Source organism: Pelatocladus sp., assembly GCF_059505505.1.
The window spans coordinates 1-11045 of sequence record NZ_JCACKS010000208.1 but is presented as its reverse complement, the minus strand read 5'-3'; the positions used below and the strand labels follow the sequence as shown (position 1 = coordinate 11045).

The 11045-nt window shown below is 41.6% G+C and carries 11 protein-coding genes and 2 tRNA genes; 6 read left to right on the top strand and 7 right to left on the bottom strand.

The window, feature by feature from the left end:
• Window positions 1–261: 261 nt before the first annotated feature.
• The 4 genes from AC5JMK_RS17260 to AC5JMK_RS17245 all read left to right on the top strand — a co-directional run bounded on the left by AC5JMK_RS17260 (window position 262) and on the right by AC5JMK_RS17245 (window position 3700).
• Window positions 262–1425 carry a sulfate ABC transporter substrate-binding protein gene (locus AC5JMK_RS17260; RefSeq protein ID WP_495910653.1) on the top strand — a complete coding sequence of 388 codons (1164 nt, stop codon included), beginning with the start codon at window positions 262–264 and terminating at the stop codon, window positions 1423–1425.
• 135 nt (window positions 1426–1560) lie between these two features.
• Window positions 1561–2445 (top strand): sulfate ABC transporter permease subunit CysT, encoded by an 885-nt coding sequence (gene cysT / locus AC5JMK_RS17255; RefSeq protein ID WP_096674329.1) that lies wholly within the window; start codon window positions 1561–1563, stop codon window positions 2443–2445.
• On the top strand, window positions 2432–3331 hold the full coding sequence (gene cysW, locus AC5JMK_RS17250) for a sulfate ABC transporter permease subunit CysW (protein ID WP_495910652.1): 900 nt from the start codon (window positions 2432–2434) through the stop codon (window positions 3329–3331). The genes cysT and cysW overlap by 14 nt, the downstream gene beginning before the upstream one ends.
• Before the next feature lie 102 nt (window positions 3332–3433).
• Window positions 3434–3700 (top strand): NIL domain-containing protein, encoded by a 267-nt coding sequence (locus tag AC5JMK_RS17245; protein ID WP_096674333.1) that lies wholly within the window; start codon window positions 3434–3436, stop codon window positions 3698–3700.
• A 241-nt stretch (window positions 3701–3941) separates the two neighbouring features.
• On the opposite strand, the gene AC5JMK_RS17240 is transcribed toward AC5JMK_RS17245, so the two are convergent.
• The 5 genes from AC5JMK_RS17240 to yqeK form a co-directional block, all read right to left on the bottom strand.
• Window positions 3942–4018, bottom strand: a tRNA-Met gene (locus AC5JMK_RS17240).
• Between the two features lie 46 nt (window positions 4019–4064).
• Window positions 4065–5018 (bottom strand): asparaginase, encoded by a 954-nt coding sequence (locus tag AC5JMK_RS17235; RefSeq protein WP_495910651.1) that lies wholly within the window; start codon window positions 5016–5018, stop codon window positions 4065–4067.
• A 98-nt stretch (window positions 5019–5116) separates the two neighbouring features.
• The gene (locus AC5JMK_RS17230; RefSeq protein ID WP_096674337.1) at window positions 5117–5617 is read right to left on the bottom strand and encodes a CGLD27 family protein; all 501 of its coding nucleotides are present in this window, start codon (window positions 5615–5617) and stop codon (window positions 5117–5119) included.
• A complete protein-coding gene (gene rsfS, locus AC5JMK_RS17225) occupies window positions 5614–6075 on the bottom strand; it encodes a ribosome silencing factor (RefSeq protein ID WP_096674339.1) in 462 nt (153 codons plus the stop codon). Before rsfS ends, AC5JMK_RS17230 begins: the two co-directional genes overlap by 4 nt.
• 115 nt (window positions 6076–6190) lie before the next feature.
• Window positions 6191–6787 (bottom strand): bis(5'-nucleosyl)-tetraphosphatase (symmetrical) YqeK, encoded by a 597-nt coding sequence (gene yqeK / locus AC5JMK_RS17220; protein ID WP_096674341.1) that lies wholly within the window; start codon window positions 6785–6787, stop codon window positions 6191–6193.
• Between the two features lie 222 nt (window positions 6788–7009).
• Here yqeK and AC5JMK_RS17215 point away from each other — a divergent pair.
• Window positions 7010–7083: transfer RNA gene (locus tag AC5JMK_RS17215), tRNA-Val, on the top strand.
• Between the two features lie 526 nt (window positions 7084–7609).
• Here AC5JMK_RS17215 and cysK read toward each other — a convergent pair.
• Window positions 7610–8572 carry a cysteine synthase A gene (cysK, locus tag AC5JMK_RS17210; RefSeq protein WP_096674343.1) on the bottom strand — a complete coding sequence of 321 codons (963 nt, stop codon included), beginning with the start codon at window positions 8570–8572 and terminating at the stop codon, window positions 7610–7612.
• A gap of 172 nt (window positions 8573–8744) precedes the next feature.
• Here cysK and AC5JMK_RS17205 point away from each other — a divergent pair, with 172 nt between their 5' ends.
• On the top strand, window positions 8745–10295 hold the full coding sequence (locus AC5JMK_RS17205; RefSeq protein WP_096674345.1) for a metallophosphoesterase family protein: 1551 nt from the start codon (window positions 8745–8747) through the stop codon (window positions 10293–10295).
• A 90-nt stretch (window positions 10296–10385) separates the two neighbouring features.
• Here AC5JMK_RS17205 and AC5JMK_RS17200 read toward each other — a convergent pair whose 3' ends face one another.
• Entirely contained in the window at window positions 10386–10796 is a 411-nt protein-coding gene (locus AC5JMK_RS17200; RefSeq protein WP_096674347.1) for a hypothetical protein, read from the bottom strand.
• Between the last annotated feature and the right edge of the window lie 249 nt (window positions 10797–11045).

Below are 11045 nucleotides of genomic sequence, written 5' to 3'. Positions count from 1 at the left end.
AACTCGAAGATTCCAGTTTCAACCCAGAAATTTCTCGTCGTGAACTCGAAGATTCCAGTTTCAACCCAGAAATTTCTCGTCGTGAACTCGAAGATTCTAATTTAAAACCCCAATCCCCAACCCCAATCCCCTTCCCCACCAATAATGCGTAGTTAATCTCTTGATTTTTGAGCAGCACGCATGTAATATTACTCACAAATAGCCAAAATTACTATAAGCCGACCGACTAATAGTAGATTTTATGTAAACGGGGTAAATCGAATGAATTCGTGGCAGCGTGTTATGACAAAATCAAGACAAACCTTATTAAAAATCATTGGTGGGGTGAGAGTTAAATCAATTAAAGGTTTTCTATCACTTGCTTTGGTTGGGGTGAGTCTAAGTGTGGCGATCGCATCCTGTTCTGCTGGCAGTAATGGCAACAATACTGCTGGTAACTCCACAACAGCTAGTCCTGTTTCAGCCGCCAACAACAAGCAAGATGTCGAAGTAACTCTCGTTTCCTTTGCCGTTACCAAAGCTGCTCACGATGTTATTATTCCTAAGTTCGTAGAAAAATGGAAGCAAGAGCATAACCAAAACGTTACCTTTAGGCAAAGCTATGGCGGTTCTGGTTCCCAAACTCGTGCAGTGATCGATGGTTTGGAAGCAGATGTAGTTCACCTGGCGCTTGGTTTAGACACTCAAAAAATTGAGAAAGCCGGACTGATTGAACCTGGATGGGAAAAAGAAGTCCCAAATAATGCGATCGCCTCTAAGACTGTTGCTGCCCTCATCACTCGCTCAGGTAATCCCAAGAATATCAAAACTTGGGCAGACTTGGAGAAAGGTGATATTAAAGTCATTACTGCTGATCCTAAAACATCGGGTATTGCCCGTTGGAATTTTCTCGCCCTGTGGAACTCAGCCATTAAAACAGGTGCAGGAGAAGAAAAAGCCCTCGATTTTGTTACCAAAATCTACAGCAATGTACCAATATTAACAAAAGATGCCCGTGAAGCTACTGATGCTTTTGTCAAACAAGGTCAAGGAGATGCCTTAATCAACTACGAAAACGAAGTAATTCTGGCACAACAGAAGGGTCAAAAAATTGATTATGTGGTTCCAGATGTGAATATCTCCATCGACAACCCAATAGCAGTAGTAGATAAGAACGTTGATAAGCACGGTACTCGTGAAGTAGCAGAAGCTTTTGTTGAATATCTCTTCACTCCAGAAGCACAACAAGAATTTGCAAAATTGGGATTCCGACCTCTAGACGAAGCAGTAGCCCAAAACAAAGAACTCAAAGCGCTTGCCGATAAATATACAAAAGTCAATAATCTGGGAAATGTTCAAGACTACGGTGGATGGGCCCAAGTGCAAAAGAAATTTTTTGCAGATGGAGCAGTTTTTGACCAAATTCAATCCAATATCAAGCGTTAGTCAAGGAGCATGGGGCATGAATCAGTTAACAGTTTAATTTGATAACTGATAACTGATAAGTCCCTATGTCCTCCTTGTCCCCTTTCCCCAATCCCCGAACGCGAGTGCGTCTCCTCTGAAGAATCCCCAATCCCCATGACCGTATCCTCTCCTTCATCACCACCTCAACAAAAAGCTAGAAATAAGACTCCAGAATGGAAGAAGTTTTTGGATCAATTTTTCCATCTTCCTTGGACATGGCGAATTACCTTGGGATATCTAACAGTGATGTTAATTATCCCGATCGCTGCCATGTTTTTGAAAGCAGCGACTAAATCTCCGGCTGAGTTTTGGCAAATTGCTACTAGTCCCATTGCCTTGTCAGCTTATACTGTAACTTTTTTAACAGCTTTGCTGACAGCTTTGCTCAATGGTGTTTTTGGTACTTTAATTGCTTGGGTCTTAGTTCGTTATGATTTTCCAGGCAAAAGATTTATTGATGCCACCGTGGATTTACCCTTTGCATTGCCAACGGCAGTAGCAGGTTTAACACTAGCTACAGTCTACAGTGATAATGGTTGGATTGGTTCGCTGTTTGTCCCCTTTGGGATCAAGATTTCTTTTACTAGTTTGGGTGTAGCAGTGGCGATGATTTTTATCTCCCTGCCTTTTATAGTACGAACTGTGCAACCTGTACTTCAGGAAATGGAGAAAGAAATCGAAGAAGCTGCTTGGTCTTTGGGTGCATCCCAATGGCAGACTTTCTGGAAAGTGATTTTACCACCCTTATTTCCCACAATTTTGACAGGTGTAGCTTTGGGTTTCTCCCGTGCTGTTGGCGAATACGGCTCGACGGTGATCATATCTTCCAACACTCCCTTTAAAGATTTGATTGCACCTGTATTGATATTCCAACGTTTAGAGCAGTATGACTATTCCGGTGCAACGGTAATTGGCGTGGTGCTACTAATGATTTCTTTGCTGATATTGCTAGCAATTAATTTCTTACAAAGTTGGGCAAGAAGATATGACACAAAATGAAGAAACCTCTTTTCCACAACCTCATTTTCATACAACAGAAGCTAACCCTAATAAACAAAAGCCAACCAAAACAAGGAATTTTGTTCCTGTCATACTAATTGGGGTGGCGCTGGGATATTTAGCATTGATGCTATATATTCCTGCTGTCAACGTTTTTTACCAAGCATTCAGAAATGGAGCTGGGCCATTTCTTTCTAATCTGACAGAATCAAATTTTCTGAGTGCAGCCAAATTGACAGTATTATTGGCTTTAATCGCTGTACCAGTAAATACCATATTTGGTTTGTGTGCAGCTTGGGCGATCGCTCGTCACAAATTTCCTGGTCGCACTTTAATTTTGAGTATCATAGACCTACCCTTTTCAATTTCGCCCGTCGTCGCTGGTTTAATGCTTGTACTACTTTACGGACGAAATGGGTGGTTTGGGGACTGGTTGCAAGAACATGGAATCAAAATTATTTTTGCTTTTCCTGGGATGTTGCTGGCTACAGCTTTTGTCAGTATGCCTTTTGTAGCACGTGAAGTAATTCCAGTGCTAGAGGAATTAGGAAGTGATCAAGAAGAAGCTGCACAAACTTTAGGTGCAAACAGATGGCAAACATTCTGGCGTGTGACACTACCCAATATCCGTTGGGGTTTGCTTTACGGCTTAATTTTGACCAACGCCAGAGCAATGGGTGAATTCGGCGCGGTTTCGGTAGTCTCTGGAAACATCGCTGGTAAAACCCAGAGTTTACCTCTATTTGTAGAGGATGCTTACAAACAGTATGAAACAGAAGCAGCCTATTCAGCTGCTGTAATCCTAGCGCTGCTAGCAGTTGTAACTTTGGTGTTGAAGGGAATTTTAGAACGGAAAACAGGAATCAAATCAACAAAGGGTCATTAGTCATTTGTTATTTGTTATTTGTCATTTTTTAGAAAAAAACTAATGACTAATAACCAAGGATCAATGACTGATTAATCAAAAGTAGAATAGGAGAATTCAAATATGGTTTCTCACAATACCTTCACCAGTAAACGAATTCGCGTCAGAATTCCCAAAGATTATCGTCAGGAACCTGTTATATCTCATTTAGTTTCTGACCACTGTCTCACAGTGAATATCTCTGCTGCTATTCTCGGAGCTAATGCAATGGGTGATGGTTGGTTTGACCTAGAGTTACAAGGAACACCTGAACAAATTGATAGTGGGCTGAATTATCTTCAAGAATTAGAACTGGAAATTTGGGAAGACAGCAACATAGGTAATTGGTAAATAGTTGTTTGTTAGGGGAGCATCCCAAATGTTTAAAATCTCCGCAGACTGGAAGTCTGGGGCTATACAGACATAGACGCCCGTAGGGCGGCTTCCCGTTCGCCATCAGGCGTTCCCGCAGGCTAGAATTAGATCAACATCAATTGCAAATTGAGCGTAATAGCCATCAGCACGACGTACCAACTGCCATTCTGATAAACTAAAACCCCTACAATTTTTACATATTGTAGGGGTTCTTATTTGGTGGCGGGAAGTGGATTTGAACCACTGACCTTCGGGTTATGAGCCCGACGAGCTACCAGGCTGCTCTATCCCGCGTCGCTTCGTCTTCCCTAATATAACACTATATTTTGAAAATGTGCAACTACAAAAAAGATAATTCTCCAATTACTTCTAAACGCTTGTATTTACCCAGGTTCATAAATTTTTCTGATAAGGCTTGGGCAACACTAGGACTAATCCAGCCCATCTGCTGAAGCAAGTGAATCGCAGCAGCATATTTTGCTCGCTTGGCTCCATCTATGACTTTAATTGCCAGTCCCATCCCTTCACCGAGTCTACTAACACATTGCACTCCTTCGGCACCAGCTTTACTTATCAGCTCTCCTGGAGTTAAACGCATCAGTTCGGTGTCAAATTCTCCATTTCCTGCTACCATCGCGGGGTGGTGAGTCATGGCTCGGACTATCCGCTCCATATCCAAATTACTGCGAGAAGCTAGTTGAGCATACAAGTACCCCATTTGCGCGAGTTGCATAAGATATGTGGGGGCGCCGCAGTCATCATGAGCACTGATAAATTCTTCAGCTGGCATTTTTAGCAATTCTGCTACTTTGGTAATAATCAGCTGCTGTACAGGGTGTTTGCGCTGCAAGTAGTTGTTTAAAGACCAATTACACTGCTGGCATACGGCTAGCATTCCAGCATGTTTACCAGAGCAATTGTATTCTAGGGGACTACGCTTGCCTTCTGGAGTTGGACACTGTAAAGCTGAAGGATCAATATCAGCCCGCCAGAGAATATTAAATACTTGCCTGACTTGCTGAATCGTGCCTTTGTGGGAACTAATGATGATTGCTAAGTCGCGATCGCTCAAATTATAACGTTCTAGCGTCCCTGTGGTAGTGACAGCTAGAGCCTGAAATGGTTTGAGGGCTGAACGGACAAAAGTGGCGGTTTCAGCATTCCCAGCAACCGACAGCACTCGTCCCCGTTCGTCGCATACGACAGCTTGGACTATATGCTTTGATTCTATGATGCCTTCGCGCAGTAATCTAACTTCTAATGTGGCAGCTTGGGTTCGTTTTCCCATTGTCATGGGTAGTTATCTATGGTGATTTTGTTATGTGTCATTAGTCATTAGTCCTTTGTCATCTATCCAAAGTAAATTACCAATGACCAATGACAAACGACTATTTAAACTAAGTGCCAAACTATCGTACCAACAACGAAGGACACAGCCAAGCCAGCAAAGGTAATTTGTAACCGTTTGATGATTGGTTTAATTTCATAGCTAACAATCAAGCGATCGCGGTTTAATATTTCCGGCGGTTTTGTCCACGTTTGGCCGTCGTACCAGCCGGATTCTTCATAAAAAATGATTGGACTGGTAAGGCGATCGCGTACATAAGACCAGCCTAAGTATAAGCGTAGCAGTGCCAGTACTACGCCGATACTTCCTCCCGCAGCACCAGAGAGAATAAACTGCATCGTATACTTATGTGGAGTAAAGCTTGCTGCTGCTACTGGTGCTGCTACTAGCCAAGATAATCCCCAGACCCAGGCTATTTTTGTGATGTAGTCACCCCAGTTTAAGGCGCAATCGCTAAACAACCAAGAAGATTTTAACTCTTCATATTCGTTGAGTGGTTGTTGCTCAGTAGGAACTGGGCAGTTGGAGATTGAAGACTTGATCATGTTGATTTACCCCCACCATCGTCGGATGTTGGAAACTCGACACGTTCTGCATGACCCCAAAATGCTTCTAAATTATAAAATTCACGCTCTTTTGGCATCATAATATGGACGATCATATCGCCGTAATCTAGCACTACCCAACTTCCTTCAGATTTCCCTTCTACTCGTAGGGGAGATCGTTGCCATTCTTGTTGTACTTGGTCTTCAATTGCTTGAGCGATCGCTCTGACCTGTACTCTGGAATAGCCAGTCATAAATGCAAAGTAGTCTGCTAGATAAGATACATCTGTTACTTTGAGTACTAAGATCTCATCTGCTTTCCGGTCTGATGCTGCTTCAGCAATGGTTGCGACTACATTTGCACTGCTATCGTTGCTATCAATCCGTGTAGATCCTGCTAGACCTTTTTGAACAGTAAGTGATTTGAATGGAAAGTTGGCTTGGAAATAATCAGACATTAAACCTCAGCTGCTTTTTTGTGTCTTGACAATTTTTACAACTACTGACAAATGAGCATTTAATTGCAACTGTACACGAGCTGGTTTTTTTGAATACTAACAAAAAAACGAGAGTCTATACAGTTGTTGACAGAATTGCCTGTTTAGTCCTTGACTTTTGCATAAACCAATTGCGAGTGGCGATCGCCCGCGGATGAATCAGACTAGGGGTTTCTAACAAAAATTTGAAAGTGTAATCGCAGGTTAGCCAAACAGCCCGTTCGAGATTCTCAAAACTTGTTTTTCTTAAAGCTTCTAATTGAGCAGAGTCACCCCGCCCTGGTTCCAGAGTATCTGCTAAAAATACGATACAAGAGAGTTGACCCATGCCTGGTCTACCCAAAGTGTGATTGGCGATCGCTTGTAATATTTCTTCATCTTGTACACTAAAAGTGTCTTTGGCAACGATCGCACTCACATCTGCATGTAACAGATGTGGTGATGCTACCAAAACCTCGTCTATTTCTAACCCTGCAACCTCTGCCATCTGCAAAAGTTTTTGAGGTTGAAAATATTTTGCCAAATCATGCATTAGCCCAGCCGTGGCAGCTTTTTCTCGATCCAGATTATAGTTTTCAGCTAACTCCACAGCCATTTGTTCTACCCTGAGAATGTGGTTAATCCGCGAATTTGGAACATTCTCAGCTAACCAGGCTAAGACTTTTTGGCGCATAATCACTTGATACCCAAATAGAGGATTGTGGCAATCAAAATAAAAACATTTCAAAAGATAGATACTCTTATTGTAACGAATCTCGTCAGTCCTCAGTTTTAGGACAAGGGGGAAGAAATCGCCTTGAGTAAAAAAATTTAGATAATTTATTTTTTGGAATTACCTAAATTCTCTGCAAAACTTGCTTTGAGTAAAAAATTTATGTTATACTCGCAAAAGTGCGGACGTATAGCTCAGTTGGTTAGAGCGCTACGTTGACATCGTAGAGGTCACTGGTTCGAATCCAGTTACGTCCATTTATTGTCGATAACCAAATTATTTGACCACTTGACTTCCAATACCTTGGACGCATTCAGAAGGCAGAAGGCAGGAGGCAGAAGGCAGAAGGCAGGAGGCAGAAGGCAGAAGGCAACCCACCCTTAAAAGAGTGGGATTGAAACAAGGATGTTTTATACCTCGCTGCAAGCAGTCTCAGTATAATTATTGATTTTGACTGGGCTTTAGACCCAGAACTAAAGTTTTAATTGACACTCCCAACCTTCTGCCTTCTGCCCTCGACCCTCTGCCTTTCTTGTAAGTGAAGTGTGCGATCGTTCTTACAATATCAGTATAAGGGAAAAGGTGGAGCGATCGCTTAATTATTATGACTACCGTTTCAAGGTGGGTGAGAAGTGCTTATAGATATACGGCGCGCACTTCCACACAGTTACCAAAAAAGTAGTGAAAGCGGAAAGCAATGCTCGCCTCTTCCCCTACTTTACGATGAGCATTATTATCTCAATAGATTTATTTACTTTCTAGCTTGTTCCTCATTGTCAGTAATTACACTTTCTGTAACCACTCAGTTTCTTGTGGTTCTTGGAAAAGGGATGTACTCAAATAGCGCTCACCGAAACTAGGCTGAATCATCACAATTAATTTGTCTTCATTTTCTGGACGCTTCGCCACTTGAATCGCTGCATACAAAGCTGCACCAGCAGAAATACCTGATAATAAGCCTTCTTCTCTTGCTAAACGACGACCATAGGAAATCGATTGCTCATCTGTGACTTGAATCACTTCATCCACTAAGTCTGAACGGTAAATATCTGGAACAAATCCAGCACCGATACCTTGAATTTTATGCGGGCCAGGTAGACCTCCAGTTAATACAGGACTGTTAGCTGGTTCCACTGCGATCGCTTGAAAACTTGGTTTACGTTGTTTGATTACTTCCGCTACACCAGTGATTGTTCCACCAGTTCCAACTCCTGCTACCACAATATCTACCTGTCCATCAGTATCTTGCCAAATTTCTTCGGCTGTGGTTTCTCGATGCACCTTGGGATTGGCAGGATTGCGAAATTGCTGTAACATCCGAGCATTAGGTGTTTGTCCCACTATCTGTTCAGCCCGAGCGATCGCACCCCGCATCCCTTCTACTCCTGGTGTTAACACCAGTTTTGCACCATAAGCTCTCAGCATAGCTTGTCTTTCTTTACTCATGGTGTCAGGCATAGTCAAAATTAAATCATAGCCCTTAGCAGCTGCCACCATCGCCAAAGCAATACCCGTATTCCCAGAAGTCGGCTCAACTAAAACATTTTCTCCTGGTTTGATCCAGCCAGCTGCGGAAGCAGCTTCCACCATACTCACCCCAATTCTATCTTTCACAGATGCAGCTGGATTCATACTTTCTAACTTCACCACAATCTGAGCTACTGCTCCCGAATTTTGGGGAATTTTATTTAACCGAACTAAAGGAGTTCTTCCCACCAATTCTGTAATATCATCAGCAATCCGCATCTAAATTTTCCTTTAAAATAAAGTCTGTATTCAATATACTACTGTTAGTCGGTAGGCTTTTAGCCTTTTTATTAATAAACCAAAATTAAGTAAGTTAGTGATCAATGGTTATTGGTCATTTGTCATTTGACTTTGGACAATTTACTCTGAACGATTGACTATATATATAATTATGAAATTTGTATCTGAACCAGCGATCGCTGATAAAATTCGTAAAATGAACCAACGGGTAAAGTGGCAAGATCCGTTGGTTGTGCAACGTAGCATAGATCAAACTCGGCTAGTATTAAATGACGATCAAGCCGAGGAACCAGAATTTTCATTTTTAGTGGTGGGTGATAGTGGTTCCGGGTCACATTATACATACAATCCCCAACGCCAAGTTGCAGAATTAATGCTTCCCCATCGTCAGGAATGCCGCTTTATGCTACATACTGGCGATGTGATTTATTTAGTAGGGTCAAGCGAGTACTACCAAAAAAACTTTATTGAACCTTACCGGGAGTTTATCTGTGGAGGTGAGCAACCCCAGGGTATTGCTTACGACCAGATGATTTTTGAGTTTCCCATTTTACCCGTACCAGGAAATCACGATTATTATGATTTGCCGCTTGTGTATGGATTAATCTCTTTAGCTACATTACCTTTACGTAAGATTCTCGGTAGTAAGTTGGATTTGGATGTTGGTTGGCATGGTTCCAGACAAGGTGATGCTTATGCACAAGCCTTTCTGGATTATTTAAAAGCTTTCATGCTCCCACCAGATTTGGCGCGTCATTTAGATACACACTACACAGCTAAAACTGATACTGGCCGATGTCTGCATTATAAACCGGGAATTTTTACCCGTTTACCCAATCGTTACTACACTTTCCGCTATTCTGGCATAGATTTCTTTGCTTTAGATTCTAATACATTCAACGATCCATCACCACTGCCAGCAACACAACAAGGAAAAATTGATCGCCAAATTTTGGAAAAGCGTCGTGTTGAGATGGAACAACAAAAGCAGGAAATTATGGAAGCTTCAAACCAACTAGATCCTAATGATCCTAGTGAGGCTGAACAACTGGATGATTTGCGAGCAAAATTGTCACAAATAGAAGAAATTGTTGTTGATATCGACAAGCAACTTGCTGCTGACCACAAAACAGTAGTAGATACTGAACAGCTAGATTGGCTAAAGCAGCGATTAATAGAATCTTGGTACACCAAAGAAGTGCGAGGAAGAGTAATTTATTTTCATCATCCTCCCTACGTTACTGAAGCAACTAAATGGAATCAGGGACAAACTTTGGCTGTGCGCGATCGCCTGCGTGATGTACTCAATGGGGTAGCAGCAGAGATTGGTTCTCTGGCTGATGATCGTCCTTTAGTAAATTTGGTATTGAACGGTCACGCTCACTGTTTAGAACATCTACAAACAGTCGATACAGGTCACGCTGACAGTAATATCAACTGGATTGTTTGTGGTGGTAGTGGTTACAGTTTGCGACGCCAACGGACTGAGGGAACAGATTTATTAGAAGATCAAAAATTAGTAGCGCGATCGCATTTATTTGTAGGTCGCACAGGAAAGGGTTCCCAAAAACACCGACCATATTCGTGTTTACGTATCGATGTCAAGGATGGTTGTCCTCCCAAATTTTTTGTTCGTCCTTTGGTTGTCGAACGTTATCAGCGTCACTGGTGCGATCGCCAAATTCAACCATTTACTATTTGACTCCAATAAAAAGCGATGAGTGAGAAAATTCTCAATCATCGCTATTACCTTCCTGAAAATTAAATTCCCAACTTAGCAACACTAAAAAAACTAAATTGCACCAGGACCTTTACCCCGCTTGTCAGCTTCCATTGTTAATTCGCCTTGCTTATCTTCGTTAATTTCGGTTAATTCTTCAACACGTTCTGCTGTATCTTCTTTTGCTTCTTGACGCGCATCACCTGGTACGTCGTAGTACATTTCTGGTTCAACAGCGTAATTATTTAATAAACCTTCTTTATCTACAGTGTAGCCATCTGTGGTACGTATACTTTCATCAGGATGAGTTTGATCATCTGTAGACGCACTGGCTTCTCTTTCTTCTGTAGGTTTTGTTTTGAATAAGTTTCCTTCTCTTTCTTGACGTGCAGCAGTTTCAGCAGGGACAATATGTGGATCGTATTTATTTTCGCGAACGCGGTCAGATGTATCTGCTCCTTTTTTATAAGCTTCATCAGCCATAATTTATGTACTCCTTTAATTAATCTGTTTTTAATCATTCAATCTAAGGACTATATTAGTTTTTTAGTCAAACCAGTCAAACTACCTAAAGAAGTGTTTAGAAAACACAGAAAAATAATTTTATCTGTCTAAGGATATATATTAAACATCTTGTACAAATATTTTTAGTATCGAGTTTGTAGTAAGAATATTACTAACCCACATTCCGCACTTCAAAATGTAGCGCAAGAGATTACATGGTGATTCCTG

Bases quoted from the DNA above. Each gene is read 5' to 3' on its own strand.
- AC5JMK_RS17260 (WP_495910653.1), top strand. From the start codon at position 262: ATGAATTCGTGGCAGCGTGTTATGACAAAATCAAGACAAACCTTATTA.
- cysT (WP_096674329.1), top strand. From the start codon at position 1,561: ATGACCGTATCCTCTCCTTCATCACCACCTCAACAAAAAGCTAGAAAT.
- cysW (WP_495910652.1), top strand. From the start codon at position 2,432: ATGACACAAAATGAAGAAACCTCTTTTCCACAACCTCATTTTCATACA.
- AC5JMK_RS17245 (WP_096674333.1), top strand. From the start codon at position 3,434: ATGGTTTCTCACAATACCTTCACCAGTAAACGAATTCGCGTCAGAATT.
- AC5JMK_RS17235 (WP_495910651.1), bottom strand. From the start codon at position 5,018: ATGACAATGGGAAAACGAACCCAAGCTGCCACATTAGAAGTTAGATTA.
- AC5JMK_RS17230 (WP_096674337.1), bottom strand. From the start codon at position 5,617: ATGATCAAGTCTTCAATCTCCAACTGCCCAGTTCCTACTGAGCAACAA.
- rsfS (WP_096674339.1), bottom strand. From the start codon at position 6,075: ATGTCTGATTATTTCCAAGCCAACTTTCCATTCAAATCACTTACTGTT.
- yqeK (WP_096674341.1), bottom strand. From the start codon at position 6,787: ATGCGCCAAAAAGTCTTAGCCTGGTTAGCTGAGAATGTTCCAAATTCG.
- cysK (WP_096674343.1), bottom strand. From the start codon at position 8,572: ATGCGGATTGCTGATGATATTACAGAATTGGTGGGAAGAACTCCTTTA.
- AC5JMK_RS17205 (WP_096674345.1), top strand. From the start codon at position 8,745: ATGAAATTTGTATCTGAACCAGCGATCGCTGATAAAATTCGTAAAATG.
- AC5JMK_RS17200 (WP_096674347.1), bottom strand. From the start codon at position 10,796: ATGGCTGATGAAGCTTATAAAAAAGGAGCAGATACATCTGACCGCGTT.